The following is a 21,399-nucleotide window of genomic DNA, read 5'->3' as shown; positions in this document are numbered from 1 at the left end:
AAAAACCAATGTGGGAGCGAGCTTGCTCGCGATAGCGTTGTGTCAGTCGACGTTTATGTCGACTGTCAGTCCGCTATCGCGAGCAAGCTCGCTCCCACAGGGTTCTGCATGATTCCAGAGGTTTAGAGGCCCAGCAGCTGCAAGCGCTCGCGAACGGAAGCTTCGATACCCGCTTCGTCCAGGCCACACTCAGCGAGCATTTGCGCAGGTTTTGCATGCTCGACGTAAGCGTCCGGCAAGCCCAGATGCAGCATGGACTTGAGGATATTCTCTTGGGCGAGAAATTCGCTGACTGCACCACCGGCGCCGCCCATGATCGCGTTTTCTTCGATGGTCACCAGCAGCTTGTGAGTGTTGGCAATTTCCCGAACCAAGGCTTCGTCCAATGGCTTGACGAAACGCATGTCGACTACCGTCGCATCGAGTTTGTCCGCGACTTTCAGTGCTGCGGCCAGTTGCACACCGAACACCAGCAGAGCGACGTTGCTGCCCTGACGGCGAATCACGCCTTTGCCAATCTCAATCGGTTCGAGGTTTTTCTCGATGGGCGCATTCGGGCCGGTGCCGCGCGGGTAACGCACAGCGGCCGGGCCGTTGTAGAGGTGTCCGGTGCTGAGCATTTTGCGCAGTTGGTTCTCGTCGCTCGGGGTCATCACCAGCATGCCGGGGATGCAGCGCAGGAACGACAAGTCGAAACTGCCGGCGTGGGTCGGACCGTCTTCGCCCACCAGGCCAGCGCGGTCGATGGCGAACAGTACGTCGAGGTTCTGTACCGCAACATCATGTACCAGCTGGTCGTAACCGCGTTGCAGGAAGGTCGAATAGATCGCCACCACCGGTTTTGCGCCTTCGCAGGCCATACCGGCGGCGAAGGTCACGGCGTGCTGCTCGGCAATCGCCACGTCGAAATAGCGCAGCGGGAAACGCTCGCTGAAGGCCACCAGGTCGGAGCCTTCCTTCATCGCCGGCGTGATCCCGACCAGGCGCGGATCGGCGGCGGCCATGTCACACAGCCACTCACCGAACACGCTGGAATACTTCGGCCCGCCGGCTTTCTTCGGCGCAGCGGCCGGGGCATCCAGGGGGTCGAGTTTGGTGATGGCGTGATAGCCGATCGGGTCGACTTCCGCCGGGGCGAAGCCTTTGCCTTTCTTGGTGACTACGTGCAGGAACTGCGGGCCCTTGAGGTCACGCATGTTGCGCAGGGTAGCGATCAGCGTCGGCAGGTCGTGTCCGTCGATCGGGCCGATGTAGTTCCAGCCCAGCTCTTCGAAGAGTGTGCCGGGAACTAACATGCCTTTTGCGTATTCTTCGGTACGACGGGCAATCTCCCAGGCGCCGGGCAGGCGCGAGAGCACTTTCTTGCTGCCTTCACGCATGCTTGCGTAAGTACGGCTGGAAAGGATCTTCGCCAGATAATTCGACAGCCCGCCGACGTTGCGCGAGATCGACATGTCGTTGTCGTTGAGGATCACCAGCATGTTGGCGTCAACTTCCGGCGCGTGGTTCAGCGCCTCGAAAGCCATGCCCGCGGTCAATGCGCCGTCGCCGATGACTGCGATAGCCTTGCGGTCGCTGTTTTGCAAGCGGGCGGCAATCGCCATGCCCAGCGCTGCACTGATCGAGGTGCTGGAGTGACCGACGCCAAAGGTGTCGTACTCGCTCTCGGAGCGGCGCGGGAACGCCGCGATGCCGTCCTTCTGGCGCAGGGTGCTCATGCGCTCGCGACGGCCGGTGAGGATCTTGTGCGGATAAGCCTGATGGCCCACGTCCCACACCAGCCGGTCGTCCGGGGTGTCGAAGACGTAGTGCAGCGCAACGGTCAGCTCGATGACGCCAAGGCCGGCACCGAAATGTCCGCCCGTCTGGCCGACCGTATAGAGCAGCTCCTGGCGCAACTCATCGGCCAGGGTTTCGAGCTCGGCTTCACCTAACCGGCGCAGGCCGGCCGGCGTATCGGCACGGTCAAGCAGGGGCGTGGTTGGGCGTTTGCGGGGAATCTCATGAAACGTCGTGGGCATCAGGCGAATCGTTATAGGTATAGAAAGAGGCGGCAGTTTACCTTATGCATCGCAAGCTGCCCACGCAGAGCTTGGAAGTTGGCCGATATGCAGTCAAACAACGCGGCCGATTCAGCTGCGCCGCTCGACTATATAGCGCGCCAGGTCCCGCAACGGCTCGGCCGCCGCGTCAAACGGTCGCAGGGCGTGCAAGGCTTGATCGCGAAGTTCCAGGGCATAGGCTTTGGCCGCTTCAAGGCCGAGCAGGGCCGGATAAGTCGGTTTGTCCCGGGCGATATCGGCGCCCTGGCGTTTGCCAAGTGTCGCGGTATCGCTTTCGACATCGAGGATGTCGTCCTGCACCTGAAACGCCAAACCGATGGCCTGTGCGTACGTCTGCAAGGATTTCAGTTCGGCTTTTTCGGCACGGCCACTGGCCAATGCGCCCAGCTTGACGCTGGCTTCGATCAGCGCGCCGGTCTTGTGCCGATGCATGTATTCCAGCGCCGCTTGATCGAGCTTGAGGCCGACCGAACCGAGGTCGATGGCCTGGCCGCCGACCATGCCCGCCGGGCCTGCCGCCAATGCCAGGGTGCTGACCATGCTCAAACGGGTTTCGGCATCCGAGGTGCTCAGGCGGGGGTCGAGCAACGCACTGAACGCCAGGCTTTGCAGGCCGTCACCGGCAAGAATCGCACAGGCTTCATCGAACGCTTTGTGAGTCGTAGGCTGGCCGCGACGCAGATCGTCATCGTCCATTGCCGGCAAATCGTCATGCACCAGCGAGTACGCGTGTATCAATTCCACCGCACAGGCCGCGCCGTTGGCTTGCTCGGGCGCACCGCCAAGCGCTTCGCAGGCTGCGTAAGCAAGCAGCGGGCGTACACGTTTGCCGCCGTTCATCACGCTGTAGCGCATGGCTGCGTAAAGACGCGACAGCTCGGGGCCTGGAACGACGAACAGGATTTCCAGCGCAGCATTGACGCGGGCCTGGCTGCTGGCCTGATACGCGGCAATCATTCTGGCTGTTCCGCGTCGAAGGGTTCCTCGGTCAGCTCCCCGTCGCGTTCGAGCAACACCTGAACCTTCTGCTCGGCCTGGGCCAGAGCAGCCTGGCAATCGCGGGTCAGGCCGATGCCTTGTTCAAAGGCAGTCAACGAGTCTTCCAGCGACAGCTCGCCGTTCTCCAGACGCTCGACCAGTGTTTGCAGGTCAGCGAGGGATTGTTCGAAATCTAAGGCAGCTTTTTTGCGGGCCATGGCGGCTATCCCGGTTGACGTTAAACCGGCGCGACACTAGCAGACATAGGGGGTTGGGGCAAATCTGAGGGGTGACCCCGCCGGGTCAGGTTTCAGTGTCTCCCGAGTAATTGACCTGATATCGGGTGCTGCGACCACCGCCGGGCAGACGGATCAGACAGCCTTTGTCCAAAAGATCGATCAGATGACGGGTGGCAGTGGCTTTGGAGACCTTTGCCACGGCTTGGTACCGGGCCGCGCTGATGCCTTCCTCAAAACCGCTCTCACCACCATCGAGCAGGCGATTGAGTACTTTGACTTGTTCTGAAGACAGGATCTGCTGTCGATGCAGCTGCCAGAAACGAGCCTTGCCAAGCACCCGACCGATACGAGCCATCGCCTGTTGAAGGCTTTTCAATAGTGAGCCGTTTGTGTTGGGGGTTTAGCTCAGGGTCTAGTGTTTTGCTGAAACGCTACTCATTGAATTCCGAGGGGCGCGAACCAAAGTGCCTCGTCGGCCAACTTGGGCAGCAGGCTGCTTCATCGATGGCATTGGAGAAATTGCCAGGCAACGGCTGTTCAGATGAGTTATTCACAAATAAATCAGTCCCCTTTTCCAGGCAACGGCTGTTCAGATGAGTTATTCACAAATAAATCCCCTTTTCCCCTGCTTGGCGATGCGGCGTTCCAGATCCCCTTGGGCTGGCTCTCGGACAAATCTGGCGTGCGGCGTACTTTCGCTGATCATCGGGGTGTGCCTGCCGTGGCTGATGAACTATCCACTTCTGCTCTGGCCTGGTGGTTCTCGGGGCGATCGCCGGTGGGGTCTATACCCTGGCGATCATCCTGATTGGACAAGGTTTCAAGGGCGCGGACCTGGTGACGGCCAATGCCAGCGCAGGTTTTTTGTGGGGCGTGGGCAGCTTGCTCGGGCCTTTGATCAGCGGCGCGGCGATGTCTACCAGTACTCATGGTCTGCAGTTGGCGTTATCTGCTGCGGAGGCGCTGTTCAGGAGGGAGGTTCAGGTCAAAGTGCTTGACTGACAGAATGCCGCTTTTGGAATTGGGGGGGCACACGCTTGGGTGGCGAAAAACGTAGGACATTAAAAAGCCGGCTTGTGGCCGGCTTCTCGGGGACTGGCTTGGCTTATTTTTGGTAAGCCGCGCCAGCCTTCAAAACGTACATCCAGATCTGGCGTCTGGCTGTGGGACTTGGCGAGAAAATTATCTGCCGCGTCGGGGCGATCTGGCCGTTGGAAACGGTCGATGCGCAAATGTGGGGCGCAGCATACTGATTTTTTTGAAGAATTCCCAGCCCAAAGGGCGTTCCAGGGTGATCGCGTACTCGGTTACCGGGCCAGGAGCTATTTGAAAGGCACCGGTGGGCGGCGTTTGTGGAGTGTCGACCACCAGAATACCCAGCCCAGTATCTGAATGTTTTGCGCCTCAATCTGCTCGGCGCTGAACACTTCGTCCGGGTATTCGGCGCTGTTGTGGCTGCGCAGGCGCAAGGCCCCGGCGGGGAGGCGGTGGACGTATCTCAGCCGGAGCATGCCGTCGTGTTCGAGGGCGTAGATCTCGCCATCCACTATGTGGGTCAGGCCTCGGTCGATGGCGAGGATGGAGCCGTCCTGGATCTTTTCCGCCATGCTGTTGCCGATCATCGGTGCGCAGATGGCTTGGGCGGGATCAACGTCCAGGATTTCCAGGTGACGTCGCGGCAAGCGCACGCTCTGCCCGGGTATTTCAATGACCTGTGTTTCGCTGGAACCTGGAGCGGTGGACGCTTCTTTATAAAACGGGATTTCTACGTCTGCCAACTGCGCATTCACACTATAGGTGCAGTGAGTTTCCGCTGATTCAAAAGTGTTGCTTGAGGTATCGGCAAGTTGCAGGCGATTGGGGTATTTCGGACCTTCGCCGGTTCGCAGCCATTTGCTGTTGACGGATAACAACGCCGCAATCTCATCCATTCGGTAAGACGGTACTCCGCGGTTGTACCAGTTGTTCACGTGCTGCGGCTCTACGTTGCAGAACGCAGCAAATTCCGAGGATTTGATGTTCACCTCTTTAAGGAGCGCTTTAAAGCGAGAGCCGCATGTCGTTTTCATGGGTACGGAGTTTACGGGCGAGCGCCACGCGTTCAAATAAACAAGTAGTTCAATTTGTGAGGGTAAAAATTGCTGAATGCAGGATGTTTTTAGCGTTGTTTAAACCTTATTAAACAGGTCTGTCTATTTGTTATAGCCGTTCGCTTGATTTGTGTTTGTCCAGACATGAAAAACCCCGGATAACCGGGGTTTTTTGAAACCGTCAGTGGCGATCAGCCAATACCGTCTCAGCCTTTATAGGCAGCAACCGACTTCATGATCGCGGCGCGGGCGGCGTCTGCGCCGTCCCAGCCTTCGATCTTCACCCATTTGCCTTTTTCGAGATCCTTGTAGTTCGCGAAGAAGTGCTCGATCTGCTGAATCAGCAGCGGTGGCAGGTCGGTGTATTCCTTCACGTCCACGTACAGCTGGGACAGCTTGTCGTGTGGAACGGCGATGACTTTGGCATCGCCGCCGCCGTCGTCGGTCATGTTCAGGATGCCGACTGGACGCGCACGGATCACCGAGCCTGGAGCAACCGGGTAAGGGGTTACCACCAGCACGTCGAGGGGATCACCGTCGTCCGCCAGGGTGTTCGGGATGTAACCGTAGTTGGCCGGGTAGAACATTGGGGTGGCCATGAAACGGTCAACGAACAGGCAATCGCTGTCTTTGTCGATTTCGTATTTGATCGGCGCGTGGTTGGCCGGAATCTCGATCGCGACGTAGATGTCGTTCGGCAGGTCTTTGCCAGCCGGAATCTTGCTGTAGCTCATTGGGCGGTGCCCCCGTAAGTGGCCAAATGACTTGGCCGGATTGACCAAAAAGTGGCGGCGATTATAGGCATATTCCGCCGTCAACGCCACGTACCAGAGGTCGCGTAGACCTTAGTCGTATGTCTGGTAAGCCGGATGTGTGGCTTGCAGTTGCTTGAGCCTGGCCAGCGGGTCCTGACGGTAAAACAGCTGCAGTTGCTGATAGACCTGTGGGTAAGCCTGGTGCAGCAAATCCGGGGCGCTGAAGAAATATTCGCTGGTGACGGCGAAAAATTCGGCCGGATTTTCCGCTGCATATGGGTCGATGACGGAGTCGGCGTGCGGGTGGCGATCCAGTTGGCGATTGAGGTCGTCGTAGGCGTGTTGCATCACCTTCGCCCAGTCACTGACGCGCATGTCGCTGTGCAGCGGTGGCAGGCCGTTGGCGTCGCCGTTGAGCATGTCGAGTTTGTGCGCCAGTTCGTGGATCACCAGGTTGTAGCCTTCCCAGCCACCACTGGCCATTACGCCCGGCCAGGCCAGAATGATCGGCCCCTGTTGCCAGGCTTCACCGCTGTGCTCGCCGTCCCATTCATGGACGACGCCACTGGCATCGCGATGACGCTGCGGGCTGAGGAAGTCGTCGGGGTAAAGCACGATTTCGTGAAAACCCTGATACCAATTCAGATCGCCCAGATGCAGCAGCGGTAATTGCGCCTGTGCGGCGAGCAGCAGGCGTTGCTCTTGGTGAAGTTCAACACCCGACAACGTGGTCAGGTGTTTGTCTTGCAGGAACAACACGCTGGACTCGCGCAGCCATTGGTCTTCGGCGTCGCTCAAACCATCGAGAAAGCTCAGGTGCTGACGCACCCGCTGCCACATTTCAGGGGCAACGGGATGTTTGGCCAATGTGCGCCGCCGGCGCCAGGCGCTGAGCGACCACATGGACGTTCAGCGTGATTCGGCTTTTGAGGTCGAACGGTTGAGGCGGTTGCGTACGACACTGATGATCATCGGCAGCAGTGACAGCAAGATAATTGCGACGACCAGCAGCGAAAGGTTCTTCTTGATGAATGGCACGTTGCCGAAGAAATAGCCCAGGGTGACCAGCCCGCCGACCCACAGAATGGTGCCGGCAACGCTGAAAGAGACGAACCGCGAGTAAGGCATTTTGGCGACGCCGGCGACGAACGGAGCGAAGGTCCGAATGATCGGCAGAAAGCGCGCGAGAGTCACGGTCTTGCCGCCGTGCTTATCGTAGAAGTCGTGGGTTTGCTGCAGATAGTCGCGGCGGAAGATTTTCGAGTTCGGGTTGCTGAACAAGCGTTCGCCGGCTGTTCGACCAATTACGTAATTGGTGCTGTCACCGAGGATCGCCGCCAGCATCAGCAGTCCGCCCAGCAGCACCGGGTCCATACCGCCACCAGCGGCTACGGCACCGGCGATGAACAGCAGCGAATCGCCCGGCAGAAACGGTGTGACCACCAGACCGGTTTCGCAGAAGATCACCATAAACAGGATGGCATATATCCATGACCCGTAGTTGGTTACCAGCAAATCGAGATAGACGTCGAGATGCAGAATCAGGTCGAGCGGGTTGAAATCCATGGATGGCACCTGTGGTGATGGCCCGACTCAGCAGGCCTGTGCGAGGCTTTGGGCAATGAGACTACAGGAAGGTGTAGTTTTTCTTACGGCCCGGGAAGGTCGGCATTATACGATTTCAGATGTGAATTGCGTGTTGAGTTTGTAGCGGGGAATGTCGAGGATGCAACGCGGACTTCCGGGCATTTGACTATCTACCGTGGCGAGGGGCCTGCCGCCGCCAGTCGGTCCGCGCTCGGGCAAAACAGTCGTAAAACCGGAACACGGGTTCTGACCGAGCGAATTCATTGCCTGACTTCAGGACCGCTTCGCGGACGAGCGCGCCCCGGTCCAGCGGGAGCAAGCTCTCTCGCCACAGGGCTTGCGTTTCAATCTTCGCTGATGGGCAGTATGTAGCTCTTGAACTCGGTGTCTTCGCGAAAACCGATGGATTCGTAGGTTTTCTGCGCCACTTCGTTGTTGCTGCTGGTGGAGACCCGCATGCGTACGGCATGGGTTTCCTTGGCCATTTTTTTTGCGGTGCGGATCAGGTTGTCGGCCACCAGTTGTCGGCGGGCGTCTTCGGCGACATAAATGTCGTTGAGGATCCACACACGTTTTAGCGAGAGGGAAGAGAAGCTCGGATACAACTGACAGAAACCCAGCAACTTGCTGTTGTCTTCATCGGACAGGGCCAGGTAGATCACCGATTCCTTGCGCCGCAGACGTTTTTCAAGAAAGGCACGGGAGGAGTCGGGAAACGGTAGCGAGCCATAGAACTCGCGATATTTGACGAACAGTGGGGTCAGCAGGTCCAGATGTTCCAGGGTCGCTTGAGTAATCCGCATGATAAGCCTCAACTTCAAGTGGGTAGACGGCAAACAGGGCATTACTCGGGCAGCCGTGGTTCGATGCTGCCTAAGGCCTGTAAAAAGCGCAATCAGGATGCCGTCAATTACACCTGTTTTGGAAGTAGGAAGTTGCCATTTGAGTGTACGGCTGCGTCCGAATCCAATGTATGAACTTGTGCTTCGTCCTTTAAATTAACCCCCGACAGCTGACGGCGACAGGCCTCACGCATCAAATACAGCAAGCGATGGGCGGCCATTCCATAACTTAACCCTTCCAGCCGGACATTGGAGATGCAATTTCGGTAGGCGTCAGTCAGGCCGATCTTGGGATTATAGGTGAAGTACAGACCGAGACTGTCCGGCGAGCTGAGGCCCGGGCGTTCACCGATCAGAATGACCACCATTTTTGCACCCAGCAGTTCACCGATTTCATCGGCCACTGCGACCCGGCCCTGTTCCACCAGCATCACGGGTGACAACGACCAACCTTCGGCCAGGGCCTGCTCCTCCATGCGCGCCAGAAACGGCAGGGTATGCCGATGCACGGCCAGTGCCGAGAGGCCATCAGCCACCACCACGGCCAGATCCACGCCACCGGGGTGTTCCAGCGCATAATCTTGCAGATTTTGTGCCGACTCGTTGCTCAGTCGTCGGCCAAGGTCGGGACGTTGCAGATAGCTGTTGCGATCGGTGGCGGCACTGTGGAGCAACAAGCTGTCGCGCCCGCGTTCGGCCAGTTGCGTGCTGAGCCCGGCATGATCGAAGGGTAGATGCACCGCATCGCGGGCCTGGGCGTGGGCGTACTGGAAGTCCAGTTGCGCATCGGTCGGCAGGCTGGTGCCGGTGCGGCCGAGGGCGATCCGCGCCGGGGTCAGGCGACGCAGTTCCTGCCACGGATTCTGGCTATCGGTAGGCGGTTTATCCATCACTCGATCACTCATCCCAGTTGCGCCATAGCCTGGCGGAAGGCTGGCGGCAGGCTGTTGCCGAAATGCACCTTGCCATCAGCCTGAGTAAAGATGCCCATGTGCGCCAGCCATCGCTCGAATTCCGGTGCCGGCTTCAGGCCCAGGGTCTGCCGGGCATAGAGCGCGTCGTGGAACGAGGTGGTCTGGTAGTTGAGCATGATGTCGTCGGAGCCGGGGATACCCATGATGAAGTTGATCCCGGCCACGCCGAGCAAGGTCAGCAGGGTGTCCATGTCGTCCTGGTCGGCTTCGGCATGGTTGGTGTAGCAGATGTCGCAACCCATTGGCACGCCCAGCAGCTTGCCGCAGAAGTGATCTTCCAGCCCGGCGCGGATGATCTGCTTACCGTTGTAGAGGTATTCCGGGCCGATGAAGCCGACCACGGTGTTCACCAGAAACGGTTTGAAATGCCGTGCCACGGCATAGGCGCGGGTTTCGCAGGTTTGCTGGTCGATACCATGGTGGGCGTTGGCTGACAGGGCGCTGCCCTGGCCGGTCTCGAAATACATCAGGTTCTGTCCCAGCGTCCCGCGGTTCAGGCTCAAACCGGCGTCGTAGCCTTCCTGCAAGACATTCAGATTGATCCCGAAACTGGCGTTGGCCGCTTCGGTGCCGGCAATCGACTGGAACACCAGATCCAGCGGCACGCCACGGTTGATCGCCTCTATGGAGGTGGTGACGTGGGTCAGCACGCAGGCCTGGGTGGGGATTTCGTAACGCTGAATGATCGCGTCGAGCATTTCCAGCATGGTGCAGATCGAGGCGATGCTGTCGGTGGCCGGGTTGATGCCGATCATTGCGTCACCGTTACCGTAGAGCAGGCCGTCGAGGATGCTTGCGGCGATCCCGGCCGGCGCGTCGGTCGGGTGGTTGGGTTGCAGGCGGGTGGACAGGCGCCCGCGCAGGCCCATGGTGCCGCGAAACTGGGTCACGACGCGGATCTTCTGCGCCACCAGCACCAGATCCTGCACGCGCATGATCTTCGATACGGCGGCGGCCATTTCCGGGGTCAGGCCCGGCGCCAGGGCGCGCAGGCTGTGTTCGTCGGCCGCGTCGCTGAGCAGCCAATCGCGAAAGCCGCCGACGGTGAGGTGGCTGACCACGGCAAAAGCGGCGCTATTGTGGCTGTCGATGATCAGTCGGGTGACTTCATCGCTTTCATAAGGGATCAGCACTTCTTCGAGAAAATGCTTGAGCGGGATGTCAGCAAGGGCCATCTGCGCAGCGACCCGTTCGCCATCGTTGAGGGCGGCGACGCCGGCCAGAAAGTCCCCGGAGCGCGCCGGGCTGGCCTTGGCCATGACTTCTTTGAGGCTGTCGAAGCGGTAGGTCTGGGCGCCGACGGTATGGGCAAATGCGGCCATGGGCGGTGTCCTCCTGATTTCTGTGAAGTGTTCTCTGTAGGAGCGAGCTTGCTCGCGATTGCGGCCTGTCAGTCAACATTGATGTTGAATGTGACGGCCTCATCGCGAGCAAGCTCGCTCCTACATAGGGCATGCGCCGGGGATCCGCCCGGCGCAGGTGCATCTTAGATTCCTGTCAGCATGGCGTCAGCCGGGGCATCGGAACGTTGTTTGGCGGTCAGCTGGAAGTAAATGAAGCCTGCCGCCATGAAACCCAGGAAGATCAAACCGATCAGCGTATTGAACCAGGCCATCGCCACCAGACACACCACCGCCAGGAACAGCGCGATGGCTGGCACCAGCGGATAGCCCGGCGCACGGAAGGTACGCTCCAGCAGCGGCTCGGTTTTACGCAGTTTGAACAGGCTGAGCATACTGATGATGTACATCACGATGGCGCCGAACACCGACATGGTGATCATCGCCGCAGTCAGGGTCATGCCTTGCAGGTTGACCAGGCCATCGCTGTAGATCGCCGCGATGCCGATCACGCCGCCGGCCAGAATCGCCCGGTGGGGGGTTTGGAAGCGGTTGAGCTTAGCCAGCCCTGCGGGCAAGTAACCGGCACGGGCCAGGGCGAAGAATTGCCGCGAGTAGCCGAGGATGATGCCATGGAAACTCGCCACCAGACCGAACAGACCGATCCACACCAACATGTGCATCCAGCTGGAGTTGTTGCCGACCACGGCTTTCATCGCCTGAGGCAGCGGGTCGTTGATGTTCGACAGTTGGCGCCAATCGCCCACGCCGCCGGCCATCACCATTACGCCAATCGCCAGGAACACCAGGGTCAGAATGCCGCTGACGTAGGCCCGTGGAATGGTGCGTTTCGGGTCCTTGGCTTCTTCGGCGGCCATGGCCGCGCCTTCGATGGCCAGGAAGAACCAGATGGCGAAGGGGATCGCGGCAAAGATGCCGGGGATCGAGGCAGCACTGAATTCGCTGGAACCGGACCAGCCATTAAGCACGAAGTTGCTGAAGCTGAAGCCCGGCGCGACTATGCCCATGAACACCAGTAGCTCGGCCACCGCCAGAACAGTCACCACCAGTTCGAAGGTCGCGGCAATGCTGACGCCAAGGATGTTCAGCCCCATGAACACGAAGTAGGCGCCGACTGCGGCGACTTTCGGGTCCAGATCCGGGTATTGCACGTTCAAGTAGGCGCCGATGGCCATGGCGATAGCCGGTGGCGCAAAGACGAACTCGATCAGCGTGGCGATCCCGGCGATCAATCCGCCTTTTTCGCCAAACGCCCGACGGCTATAGGCAAACGGTCCGCCAGCATGGGGAATGGCGGTGGTCAATTCGGTGAAGCTGAAGATGAAGCAGGTGTACATCGTCGCCACCATTAACGCGGTGACGAGAAAGCCCAGTGTGCCGGCCGTACCCCAGCCGTAGCTCCAGCCGAAGTACTCGCCGGAAATCACCAGACCGACGGCAATGCCCCATAAATGCAGGGTGCCGAGTGTGGGTTTGAGCTGTGTGGTAGAAGTCATAAGTCCTCTCTGTATTTTTATTGTTGATCTGTTGGACTTTCAGTAGCGGTTGTTTGAGTCAGGGGACGCTGTTCACGCAGCGGTTTATCTGTAGATCAGGCACGCAATGCCCGTGCCAGAGCGGCAGGGCGATGTTCGTTGTGTCAATGGAGGCGCCATCGCTGGCAAGCCAGGCTCCTACTGATACGACCTGATCCTGTAGGAGCGAGGCTTGCCCGCGATAGCCGTTACGCGAAGCCGCGCCGGGTTAGAAGAAGCCCAGCGGATTGATGTCGTAGCTCACCAGCAGGTTTTTGGTCTGTTGGTAGTGGTCGAGCATCATTTTGTGGGTTTCACGACCGACACCGGATTTTTTGTAGCCGCCGAACGCGGCGTGAGCCGGGTACAGGTGGTAGCAGTTGGTCCAGACGCGACCGGCTTTGATCGCCCGGCCCATGCGGTACGCGCGGTTGATGTCGCGAGTCCAGAGGCCGGCGCCAAGGCCGAACTCGGTGTCATTGGCAATCGCCAGGGCTTCGGCTTCGTCCTTGAAGGTGGTGATGCTCACCACCGGGCCAAAGATTTCTTCCTGGAACACGCGCATTTTGTTGGTGCCCTTGAGCAGGGTCGGCTGGATGTAGTAACCGCTGGCCAGATTGCCTTCGAGTTTTTCCACCTTGCCGCCGGTCAGCAGCTGGGCGCCTTCGCCCTTGGCGATTTCCAGGTAGGACAGGATCTTGTCGAATTGCTGTTCGGACGCCTGAGCGCCGACCATGGTGTCGGTGTCCAGTGGGTCGCCGCGCTTGATCTGTTCGACCTTTTTCATCACTACTTTCATGAAATCGTCGTAGATCGACTCTTGCACCAGTGCCCGAGATGGGCAGGTGCAGACTTCGCCCTGGTTGAAGAACGCCAGCACCAGGCCTTCGGCGGCTTTCTCGATGAAGGTCGGTTCGGCTTGCATGATGTCGGCGAAGAAGATGTTCGGCGACTTGCCGCCCAGTTCAACAGTCGATGGAATGATGTTTTCGGCCGCGCATTTCATGATGTGCGAGCCGACCGGGGTGGAGCCTGTGAAGGCTATCTTGGCGATGCGTTTGCTGGTGGCCAGCGCTTCGCCCGCTTCTTTGCCGAAACCTTGCACCACGTTGAGCACGCCCGGCGGTAGCAGATCGCCGATCAGCTCCATCAGTACGGTAATGCCCAGCGGGGTTTGCTCGGCAGGTTTGAGCACCACGCAGTTACCGGCAGCCAGGGCCGGGGCGAGTTTCCAGGCGGCCATCAGGATCGGGAAGTTCCACGGGATGATCTGCCCGACCACGCCCAGTGGTTCATGAATGTGATACGCCACGGTGTTGCCATCGATTTCCGCGGCGCTGCCTTCCTGAGCCCGCAGGCAACCGGCGAAGTAACGGAAGTGGTCAGCGGCCAGCGGGATGTCGGCGTTCAGGGTTTCGCGCACGGCTTTGCCGTTGTCCCAGGTTTCGGTGACGGCCAGCAGTTCGAGGTTCTGTTCGATACGGTCGGCAATTTTCAGCAGGACCAGCGAACGGGCCTGAGCCGAAGTACTGCCCCAGGCCGCAGCGGCAGCGTGGGCGGCGTCCAGCGCTTTGTCGATATCTTCGGCGGTGGAGCGCGGGAATTCTGCGATAGGTTGGCCGTTTACCGGCGAGGTATTGGTGAAGTATTGACCTTTGACAGGCGCGACGAATTCGCCACCGATGTAATTACCGTATTTGCTTTTGAACGAAACGATAGCGCCTTCAGTACCGGGGTGAGCGTAACGCATGATGGGTATCTCCTTGGCTTTTGTGCTTATAAGGGAGGACGCGCTGTTGCGCTGCATAAGCCTAGAGCAAAGGTCGGGCCAGTGCTTTGCAGGCCAGGTAAATCAAGGGGGTGCGGGTTTTTCAGGGGCTGGCGGAACGAAGCTTGTGACAGAGGCGGTACAGGTCTTGTGACAGTTTGTACCGCTTGTGGCACAACCTGAGACTTGCCCGTCAGGCCGGCATTGCAATACTCGCGGCGCTGGAGGATGCTCGGCCTCACGCGATTGCCTTGCTTCGCCTTTGTAGCCGCAGCCTACGGCAGCTACTAGGGGAACGAACCAGGCCCTACGGGGAGAATAATAAGAAATGCAGAACAATCATCTGAGTCGGCACGCCCAGCAGGTGCTGACCGTGACTCAGGGCAAAGCCCACTTGCAGGGGCCGGGTAGCGATCCGTCCATTGCCCGTTCATGGCTGCGTTGCCTTGAGGACTATCACCTCGATCCGGCCCTGAGTATTGCGCCGACGGTGCTTGAGCATGGTCGCGTGCTGGAAAGCCGCGAGCGGTTGCAGCAAGTGCTGCAGATCGCCGGCAACGAAATGACCAGCCTCCATCAGCAACTCTCCGGTGCCGGTCATGCGGTGCTGCTCACCGATTCGCGTGGGGTGATCCTCAACTGCGTCACCGCGCCCGCCGAGCGCAAGATTTTCGAGCGCGCCGGCCTCTGGCTCGGTGCGGACTGGAGCGAAGCCTGCGAAGGCACCAACGGCATCGGCACCTGCCTGGTGGAGCGCCAGTCGCTGACCATCCATCAGGACGAACATTTCCGCGGTCGCCACACAGGGCTTACCTGCTCGGCGAGCCCGGTGTTCGACCCCCATGGTGAGCTGCTGGCGGTGCTCGATGTGTCGTCGGCGCGCCATGACGTCTCGCGTCAGAGCCAGTTCCACACCATGGCGCTGGTCAATCTCTCGGCGAAAATGATCGAGAGCTGTTATTTCCTGCGTTACTTCGACAACCAGTGGTTGCTGCGCTTTCACTTGCAGGCCGAGTCCGTTGGCCTGTTCAGCGAAGGGCTGCTGGCATTCGATGGGGAAGGGCGGATCAGCGCGGTCAACCAAAGTGCCTTGAATCTGCTGGGGCATGTGCGCGGCGGGCTGCTTGGCAAACCGGTAGAAGCCTTTTTCGATTGCTCTCTGGATGAACTGCTCGGTCGTGCCAGTGTGAACGCCAACGCCAGTTGGCCGCTGCGCACCCGTGACGGGCGCGGCTTGTTCGCGGTGTTGCGTGGCCAGCCGCGTAGTGTGCCGAGCCCGGTGATACAGACTCCGCCGGTGGCCGAGCGTGCGCGACTGTCTGGTATCTGCCTGGGCGATGCAGCGTTGCAAAACGATTTCCGCAAAGCCTTGCGGGTGTTCGAGCGCGATGTACCGCTGCTGATCAACGGCGAAACCGGTTCCGGTAAAGAAGCCTTCGCCAAGGCTGTGCATCACGCCAGTCAACGGGCGGATAAAGCCTTTGTCGCGCTCAATTGCGCGGCGATCCCTGAAAGTCTGATTGAGAGCGAACTGTTCGGCTATCGCGGCGGCAGTTTCACCGGGGCGCGCAAAGAAGGTATGCGCGGCAAGTTGCAACAGGCCGATGGCGGCACCTTATTCCTCGATGAAATCGGCGACATGCCACTGGCTTTGCAGACCCGTCTGTTAAGGGTGTTGGAGGACCGGTTGGTGGTGCCCATCGGCGGCGAGCCGCAGGCGGTGAACGTTCGGGTTATCAGCGCGACCCACCGTGACTTGCTCGAGCGGGTGCAGGACGGCAGTTTCCGCGAGGACTTGTATTACCGGCTCAACGGCCTGGAGATCGGCTTGCCGGCGTTGCGCGAGCGTAGCGACAAATCGCAGTTGCTGGACTTCCTGCTGGCCGAGGAGGCCGGCGAGCACAACGTATTGCTTGACGGGCCGGCGCGACAGGCGTTGCTGGACTTCGCCTGGCCGGGCAATGTGCGGCAATTGCGTAATGTGCTGCGCACCCTGGCGGCGCTGTGCGACGACGGGCGGATTGGTCTGCAGGATTTGCCGGTGATGATCAGGCAGAGTCGGCCAGTTCTGGCGCTAACGACGGTCGAAGAGTCCTCCGGGCATCCCCTTGATGACGCCGAGCGTCTGGCATTGCTCGACGTCCTGGAACAGCAGCGTTGGCACATGACCCATACTGCCGAACAGTTGGGGGTCAGCCGCAATACCCTTTATAGAAAGCTGCGCAAGCATGGAATAGCGCGCTAGCGAAAAGATGATCGTTCCCACGCTCTGCGTGGGAATGCAGCCCGTGACGCTCCGCGTCACATTCACGAGCGGACGCAGAGCGTCCATTGAGGCATTCCCACGCGGAGCGTGGGAACGATCAAGCGCCCTCGCCACAGGGGAACGATCAACGCTTACTAAAGAGTGCGATTTTTCCTACCCTACGCTAACCTGCCTCGATGTTTTACGAGGTTGACTATGCACATTCATATTCTTGGTATTTGCGGCACATTCATGGGCTCGTTGGCGGTACTGGCCAAAGAGCTGGGTCATCGCGTGACCGGCTCCGATGCCAACGTTTATCCGCCGATGAGCACTCAATTGCAGGCTCAGGGCATTGAGCTGACACAGGGCTACGATCCCGCCCAACTCGATCCGGCGCCGGATCTGGTGGTGATCGGCAACGCGCTCTCGCGTGGTAACCCTGCGGTTGAGTACGTGCTGAACAAAGGCCTGCCCTATGTTTCCGGTCCGCAATGGCTGGCCGACCATGTGCTGCAAGGTCGCTGGGTGCTGGCGGTTGCAGGAACTCATGGCAAAACCACCACCAGCAGCATGCTGGCCTGGGTGTTGGAGCACGCCGGGATGAGCCCGGGCTTCCTGATCGGCGGTGTGCCGCAGAACTTTGCCGTGTCGGCGCGCTTGGGCGGTACGCCGTTCTTCGTGGTCGAGGCGGATGAATATGACAGTGCGTTCTTCGACAAGCGCTCCAAGTTCGTTCACTACCGCCCGCGCACGGTGATCCTGAACAACCTCGAGTTCGATCACGCTGACATCTTTCCCGATCTGCCCGCCATCGAACGTCAGTTCCACCACTTGGTGCGGACCATCCCGAGCGAAGGTCTGGTGATCTATCCGACCACTGAACCTGCGTTGCAGCGAGTGATCGAAATGGGTTGCTGGACTCCGGTGCAAACCACCGGTGTTGGTGGCCAATGGCAGGTCAAGCTGCTCAGCGAAGATGGCTCGAAGTTCGAAGTCATGTTCGACGGTGTCGCCCAAGGTGTGGTCGACTGGAGTATGACCGGCCAGCATAACGTCGCCAACGCCTTGGCTACTTTGGCGGCTGCGCGACACGTCGGCGTAGTGCCGTCCATGGGCATCGCCGCGTTGAGCGCATTCAAAAGCGTCAAGCGCCGAATGGAAAAAGTCGCTGAAGTCCATGGCGTCACCATCTACGACGACTTCGCCCACCACCCGACGGCGATTGCCACCACCCTCGATGGCTTGCGCAAACGCATCGGTGACGCGCCGTTGATTGCGATCATCGAGCCGCGCTCCAACTCCATGAAACTCGGCGCGCACCGTGATGGTTTGCCGGAAAGCGTGGTCGATGCCGATCAGGTGATCTGGTACTCGCCGGCCAACCTCGGTTGGGATCTGGGCGCTACCGCAGCGTTGTGCACAGTGCCGTCGATTGTCAGCCATTCATTGGAAGGCATCATCGAACGGGTGAAAAGTCAGGCCAAACCCGGTACCCACGTGGTGATCATGAGCAACGGCGGCTTCGGTGGCCTGCACGGCAAACTGGCCGAGGCGCTGCAATGAGCAACAGCCCTGAACGCATCACACTGGCGATGACCGGTGCCTCCGGCGCGCAGTACGGCTTGCGCCTGCTCGACTGTCTGGTGCGTGAAGATCGCGAGGTGCATTTCCTGATCTCAAAGGCCGCGCAACTGGTGATGGCCACCGAGACCGATGTTTCGCTGCCGACGAAAACCCAGTTGATGCAGGCCTTCCTTACCGAATACACCGGCGCTGCCGCCGGGCAAATTCGCGTGTATGGCAAGGAAGACTGGATGTCACCTGTGGCCTCCGGTTCCGGTTCGCCCAGTGCAATGGTGGTGGTGCCGTGTTCTACCGGAACCTTGTCGGCAATCGCCACGGGCGCGTGCAACAACCTGATCGAGCGCGCCGCGGACGTCACCTTGAAGGAGCGTCGTCAGCTGATTCTGGTGCCCCGTGAAGCGCCGTATTCCAGTATCCATCTGGAGAACATGCTCAAGCTGTCGAACATGGGCGTGACCATCCTGCCTGCATCACCGGGTTTCTATCACCAGCCACAGACCATTGATGACCTCATCGATTTCGTCGTGGCGCGGATTCTCAACCTGCTGAACATCCCGCAAGACATGCTGCCACGTTGGGGCGAACACCATTTGAGCAGCGATGAATAAGCTATTGAGCATTATCCTCGCCCTGCAATTGGGTGGCTGTGCCACGGCGCGAACCCTGGATGCTGCCAAGCCGGGCGCGCCAGTGGTGTATTCGGGAACACGCCTGGACGTGTATGCGATGCAGGGCGGTTGCTGCGCCATGGACCGTTTCGGCGCCGAGGCCCCGAGTTACCCGGGCGTCGACCTGCCGGCCAGCGCCTTGCTCGACACCTTGTTGTTGCCGCTGTCGGTGTTGACGGTGATGGGGGTAGGGTTTCAGGCGACAGGTGGGTTGTAGGGGGGAGCACCGAACCCGCTTTCGTAGCAGCTGCCGCCAGGCTGCTGCTACGGGATCTGTGTTGTTACTTACCCAGTTTGCGCAACTCATCCGACTCGACGATTCGAACCCCATCCTGCTCTTCCAGCGCCAGGCGCCACATGGCTCGGGCCAGTTGGCAGGCTTCGATACCGTGGTATTTACCGGGGAGCAACTTGGAAAACGGTGCTGCCAGTTGTTCCACCAGACGCGGTTCCAGGCGATCGCCGATCAACAGGGAAGGGCGCACGATGGTCAGCTGCGGCCAGTTCTGAGCCTTCAAGGCATACTCCATTTCGCCTTTGACTCTGTTGTAGAGCACCGAGGACCTGCGATCGGCGCCGATGGCGCTGATCACGATCAGATGCCGCGCACCCATCTCCCGGGCGCGTTTGGCGAAGGCCACGACCAGATCGAAGTCCACCGCCCGAAAGGCTTGCTCGGAGCCGGCCTTTTTGATGGTGGTGCCCAGGCAGCAGTAAGCGATGTCGACGCGTCCACTGAGCTGTGGAAGAAAGACTTCCGGGTCACCCACCGGATTTTCCAGGTGGGGATGCTCGGCCAACGGCCGGCGTGAGGGCGCTAATACACGGTTGACTGTCGGCTCGTTGAGCAGCCGGTCGAGTAGATGTTCACCGGTCAGGCCGGTGGCTCCGGCAAGCAAGACATGCTGAGGCGTCAAGTACATAGTGTTTCCCCCTTGATACTGTTTCAGCTTAGTTGCTCTTTGTTACCTTGTTGTTCAAGGAGGCGCTTTCGAGAGCCTTTCGTGCTTGCTGTTTGCGCAACAACTGCCAGCGCGCGAGGACGCCCTTGGGCGCCCAGATTTGTGGCTCCGACGCTTCGAAGCCATCTGCCTGCTCGCGTGCGGCGACAGTCGCCTTGGCCAGTGCGAAGGCTTGCTGCAGGTCGTCGGTCTGGTTCAATGCCTGGGCGAACAGTGCGTCGCCGAAGTAGGTGAAGTCAGCTTCTTCCGAGCAGCCAAAGGACACCCTGTCAGCCCGTGAGGCCGTCATGATCATGGTTCTCTCATCTTTGAGCGCCGGGATAAAACCGCCGGAGTAACAGGCCGAGATCACAATGATCTTGTCGCGATTCTTCAGCGGTGCGAGCACTGCGGCCAACTCGTCGGCCGGCAGGTCGGCCAGCTCCAGACGCGGCTGGTCCAGCACCAGCTCGTGTTCGTGGGTGCCGTGACTGGTCAGGTAAATGAACAGCAAATCTTCCGGACCACTGCGCTCGGCCAGGGTCAGGACCGCACGCCGCAGACTCTCTCGGGTGGCCATGGGCCGATCACCAAGGTGGTCGCGGTGGTTGACCAGGCGGATCTGGCCATAGGCGCCAAAGCGGCTGGCGAGCATGTTGCTGACGTAGTCGGCCTCACGCAGGAACACACTTTGTTTGCCGTCACCGGCCAGCGTCAGGCTGTACAACTCGACCGCCGGGGTGGACGCGGGCACGTTGGCCAAGGCTTGCTCGAGCAGGCGACCTTGAGCCAGCAAGCCGAGTTCCAGCGTGTCCGGCAACAGTTTGCCGTCGGCATCACGCACCCGTTGGCCATTGACCCAATAACCGCTTTGCACGGTGCCATCGCGCAGCACCAGCGTGCCGTTGCCCTGATAGCTGTCGCTATCGAACTGGCCAATATAGAAACTGCCATCGCTGAGGTTCAAGCGGCCCAGGCCGGTGAAGCGCCAGTCACTGAACTGCCCGATGTAATGGCTGCCATCGACGCCGATCAGTTCCCCTTTGCCATTGAGTGCACCTTCTTTGAACTGGCCGATCCAGACATCGCCATCGGCGTTTTCGTAGCGGCCCTTGCCGTGCAACTGGTTCTGCTTGAAGCCACCGATGTACATGTCACCTTCGGCGCTACTGAAGGTGCCGTTGCCTTCCAGTTGACCATCGACGAAATGGCCAGTGAACTGGTTGCCGCTGGCATCGCCGCGCTGGCCTTCGCCATTGGGTTTGCCATGGGCGAACTGGCCCTGGTATTGACTACCGTCTTCGAGCTCCAGACGACCGAGCCCTGAATACTGGTCGGCCTTGAACTCGCCGCGGTAGGTCATGCCGTTTTCTTTGAGCGTGCCTTCGCCGTCGCGACGACCCAGCTTGAAACCGCCGGTGTAACTGCTGCCGCTGGTGGTCAGGGTGCCCTGGCCATCGAACAGGCCTTGCTGGAACTGCCCGCTGTAAACCTCGCCATTGCTGCCGTGCCATTCACCCTTGCCATGCCACTGACCCTTGTCGAACTGACCGGCGTACCAGCTGCCATTCGGGTAATCGACGCGGCCCTGCCCCTGCAATAAGCCGTTGACCACATCGCCGTGATAGCGCCCGCCATCTGGCAAGCGGGCATCGGGCGGCAACAGCGATTCGCCGTCGCCGCACGCGGTGAGCAACAGGGTTAAAACGAGGGGTGCAAGTGAGCGCATAGCAGGATCCGGGCAATTAGGCGACCGAGTATGCCGCAGCTATGTGTCTGATATATAG

Annotated in this window: 18 protein-coding genes and 2 pseudogenes; 5 read left to right on the top strand and 15 right to left on the bottom strand. The window is 59.8% G+C overall.

Going from position 1 to position 21,399, the window contains the following annotated elements:
- Positions 1 to 122 precede the first annotated feature (122 nt).
- The 4 genes and pseudogenes from dxs to AC07O1_RS13780 form a co-directional block, all read right to left on the bottom strand.
- Entirely contained in the window at positions 123 to 2,021 is a 1,899-nt protein-coding gene (dxs, locus tag AC07O1_RS13795) for a 1-deoxy-D-xylulose-5-phosphate synthase (RefSeq protein WP_495089088.1), read from the bottom strand.
- A gap of 111 nt (positions 2,022 to 2,132) precedes the next feature.
- Positions 2,133 to 3,020: a (2E,6E)-farnesyl diphosphate synthase gene (gene ispA, locus AC07O1_RS13790; protein WP_495089087.1), complete on the bottom strand. Its 888-nt coding sequence runs from the start codon at positions 3,018 to 3,020 to the stop codon at positions 2,133 to 2,135.
- Positions 3,017 to 3,259, bottom strand: coding sequence for an exodeoxyribonuclease VII small subunit (locus AC07O1_RS13785; RefSeq protein WP_419116615.1), 243 nt, complete (start codon positions 3,257 to 3,259; stop codon positions 3,017 to 3,019). Before AC07O1_RS13785 ends, ispA begins: the two co-directional genes overlap by 4 nt.
- A gap of 85 nt (positions 3,260 to 3,344) precedes the next feature.
- Positions 3,345 to 3,662 (bottom strand): annotated as a pseudogene (locus tag AC07O1_RS13780) (DUF4172 domain-containing protein); the annotation flags it as partial.
- 249 nt (positions 3,663 to 3,911) lie between these two features.
- On the opposite strand from AC07O1_RS13780, the pseudogene AC07O1_RS13775 reads away from it, so the two are divergent.
- Positions 3,912 to 4,282: pseudogene (locus tag AC07O1_RS13775) on the top strand (MFS transporter); the annotation flags it as partial.
- 320 nt (positions 4,283 to 4,602) lie between these two features.
- Here the strand turns inward: AC07O1_RS13775 and AC07O1_RS13770 are convergent.
- The 9 genes from AC07O1_RS13770 to exaC form a co-directional block, all read right to left on the bottom strand.
- The gene (locus tag AC07O1_RS13770; RefSeq protein ID WP_494995082.1) at positions 4,603 to 5,349 is read right to left on the bottom strand and encodes a S24 family peptidase; all 747 of its coding nucleotides are present in this window, start codon (positions 5,347 to 5,349) and stop codon (positions 4,603 to 4,605) included.
- A 227-nt stretch (positions 5,350 to 5,576) separates the two neighbouring features.
- Positions 5,577 to 6,104, bottom strand: a complete 528-nt coding sequence (gene ppa, locus AC07O1_RS13765; RefSeq protein WP_123423475.1) for an inorganic diphosphatase — start codon at positions 6,102 to 6,104, stop codon at positions 5,577 to 5,579.
- Positions 6,105 to 6,215: 111 nt separating this feature from the next.
- The gene (locus AC07O1_RS13760; RefSeq protein ID WP_494995004.1) at positions 6,216 to 7,028 is read right to left on the bottom strand and encodes a M90 family metallopeptidase; all 813 of its coding nucleotides are present in this window, start codon (positions 7,026 to 7,028) and stop codon (positions 6,216 to 6,218) included.
- Between the two features lie 6 nt (positions 7,029 to 7,034).
- Complete coding sequence (locus AC07O1_RS13755; protein WP_494995005.1) at positions 7,035 to 7,691, bottom strand: DedA family protein; 657 nt, start codon at positions 7,689 to 7,691, stop codon at positions 7,035 to 7,037.
- 365 nt (positions 7,692 to 8,056) lie between these two features.
- Complete coding sequence (locus AC07O1_RS13750) at positions 8,057 to 8,515, bottom strand: GNAT family N-acetyltransferase (RefSeq protein ID WP_495012483.1); 459 nt, start codon at positions 8,513 to 8,515, stop codon at positions 8,057 to 8,059.
- Positions 8,516 to 8,622: 107 nt separating this feature from the next.
- Positions 8,623 to 9,444 (bottom strand): ethanolamine ammonia-lyase subunit EutC, encoded by an 822-nt coding sequence (gene eutC, locus AC07O1_RS13745; protein ID WP_495089123.1) that lies wholly within the window; start codon positions 9,442 to 9,444, stop codon positions 8,623 to 8,625.
- Between the two features lie 11 nt (positions 9,445 to 9,455).
- Positions 9,456 to 10,850 (bottom strand): ethanolamine ammonia-lyase subunit EutB, encoded by a 1,395-nt coding sequence (locus tag AC07O1_RS13740; protein WP_494995007.1) that lies wholly within the window; start codon positions 10,848 to 10,850, stop codon positions 9,456 to 9,458.
- Positions 10,851 to 11,014: 164 nt separating this feature from the next.
- Complete coding sequence (gene eat, locus AC07O1_RS13735) at positions 11,015 to 12,385, bottom strand: ethanolamine permease (protein ID WP_495089086.1); 1,371 nt, start codon at positions 12,383 to 12,385, stop codon at positions 11,015 to 11,017.
- 247 nt (positions 12,386 to 12,632) lie between these two features.
- Positions 12,633 to 14,153 (bottom strand): acetaldehyde dehydrogenase ExaC, encoded by a 1,521-nt coding sequence (gene exaC, locus AC07O1_RS13730; protein ID WP_494995009.1) that lies wholly within the window; start codon positions 14,151 to 14,153, stop codon positions 12,633 to 12,635.
- Positions 14,154 to 14,499: 346 nt separating this feature from the next.
- On the opposite strand from exaC, the gene AC07O1_RS13725 reads away from it, so the two are divergent.
- The 4 genes from AC07O1_RS13725 to AC07O1_RS13710 all read left to right on the top strand — a co-directional run bounded on the left by AC07O1_RS13725 (position 14,500) and on the right by AC07O1_RS13710 (position 18,888).
- A complete protein-coding gene (locus AC07O1_RS13725; RefSeq protein ID WP_495012484.1) occupies positions 14,500 to 16,416 on the top strand; it encodes a sigma-54-dependent Fis family transcriptional regulator in 1,917 nt (638 codons plus the stop codon).
- Positions 16,417 to 16,632: 216 nt separating this feature from the next.
- Entirely contained in the window at positions 16,633 to 17,982 is a 1,350-nt protein-coding gene (mpl, locus tag AC07O1_RS13720; protein WP_495089085.1) for a UDP-N-acetylmuramate:L-alanyl-gamma-D-glutamyl-meso-diaminopimelate ligase, read from the top strand.
- A complete protein-coding gene (ubiX, locus tag AC07O1_RS13715) occupies positions 17,979 to 18,611 on the top strand; it encodes a flavin prenyltransferase UbiX (protein WP_495089084.1) in 633 nt (210 codons plus the stop codon). Before mpl ends, ubiX begins: the two co-directional genes overlap by 4 nt.
- Entirely contained in the window at positions 18,604 to 18,888 is a 285-nt protein-coding gene (locus AC07O1_RS13710; protein ID WP_494995013.1) for a YceK/YidQ family lipoprotein, read from the top strand. Before ubiX ends, AC07O1_RS13710 begins: the two co-directional genes overlap by 8 nt.
- Before the next feature lie 64 nt (positions 18,889 to 18,952).
- On the opposite strand, the gene AC07O1_RS13705 is transcribed toward AC07O1_RS13710, so the two are convergent.
- The gene (locus tag AC07O1_RS13705; protein ID WP_494995014.1) at positions 18,953 to 19,594 is read right to left on the bottom strand and encodes an oxidoreductase; all 642 of its coding nucleotides are present in this window, start codon (positions 19,592 to 19,594) and stop codon (positions 18,953 to 18,955) included.
- A 28-nt stretch (positions 19,595 to 19,622) separates the two neighbouring features.
- A complete protein-coding gene (locus AC07O1_RS13700; RefSeq protein WP_495089083.1) occupies positions 19,623 to 21,341 on the bottom strand; it encodes a C13 family peptidase in 1,719 nt (572 codons plus the stop codon).
- Positions 21,342 to 21,399: the final 58 nt, after the last annotated feature.

Source organism: Pseudomonas sp. GW821-FHT07G10, assembly GCF_059418545.1.
The sequence above is the reverse complement of the archived record's forward strand: the minus strand, read 5'-3'. Positions and strand labels throughout refer to the sequence as shown.

Coding starts and splice junctions, on each gene's coding strand:
- AC07O1_RS13785 (WP_419116615.1), bottom strand. CDS start 3,259: ATGGCCCGCAAAAAAGCTGCCTTAGATTTCGAACAATCCCTCGCTGAC.
- AC07O1_RS13725 (WP_495012484.1), top strand. CDS start 14,500: ATGCAGAACAATCATCTGAGTCGGCACGCCCAGCAGGTGCTGACCGTG.
- AC07O1_RS13760 (WP_494995004.1), bottom strand. CDS start 7,028: ATGTGGTCGCTCAGCGCCTGGCGCCGGCGGCGCACATTGGCCAAACAT.
- ppa (WP_123423475.1), bottom strand. CDS start 6,104: ATGAGCTACAGCAAGATTCCGGCTGGCAAAGACCTGCCGAACGACATC.
- AC07O1_RS13750 (WP_495012483.1), bottom strand. CDS start 8,515: ATGCGGATTACTCAAGCGACCCTGGAACATCTGGACCTGCTGACCCCA.
- AC07O1_RS13710 (WP_494995013.1), top strand. CDS start 18,604: ATGAATAAGCTATTGAGCATTATCCTCGCCCTGCAATTGGGTGGCTGT.
- ispA (WP_495089087.1), bottom strand. CDS start 3,020: ATGATTGCCGCGTATCAGGCCAGCAGCCAGGCCCGCGTCAATGCTGCG.
- AC07O1_RS13755 (WP_494995005.1), bottom strand. CDS start 7,691: ATGGATTTCAACCCGCTCGACCTGATTCTGCATCTCGACGTCTATCTC.
- AC07O1_RS13740 (WP_494995007.1), bottom strand. CDS start 10,850: ATGGCCGCATTTGCCCATACCGTCGGCGCCCAGACCTACCGCTTCGAC.
- ubiX (WP_495089084.1), top strand. CDS start 17,979: ATGAGCAACAGCCCTGAACGCATCACACTGGCGATGACCGGTGCCTCC.
- AC07O1_RS13705 (WP_494995014.1), bottom strand. CDS start 19,594: ATGTACTTGACGCCTCAGCATGTCTTGCTTGCCGGAGCCACCGGCCTG.
- AC07O1_RS13700 (WP_495089083.1), bottom strand. CDS start 21,341: ATGCGCTCACTTGCACCCCTCGTTTTAACCCTGTTGCTCACCGCGTGC.
- mpl (WP_495089085.1), top strand. CDS start 16,633: ATGCACATTCATATTCTTGGTATTTGCGGCACATTCATGGGCTCGTTG.
- exaC (WP_494995009.1), bottom strand. CDS start 14,153: ATGCGTTACGCTCACCCCGGTACTGAAGGCGCTATCGTTTCGTTCAAA.
- eutC (WP_495089123.1), bottom strand. CDS start 9,444: ATGGATAAACCGCCTACCGATAGCCAGAATCCGTGGCAGGAACTGCGT.
- eat (WP_495089086.1), bottom strand. CDS start 12,385: ATGACTTCTACCACACAGCTCAAACCCACACTCGGCACCCTGCATTTA.
- AC07O1_RS13770 (WP_494995082.1), bottom strand. CDS start 5,349: ATGAAAACGACATGCGGCTCTCGCTTTAAAGCGCTCCTTAAAGAGGTG.
- dxs (WP_495089088.1), bottom strand. CDS start 2,021: ATGCCCACGACGTTTCATGAGATTCCCCGCAAACGCCCAACCACGCCC.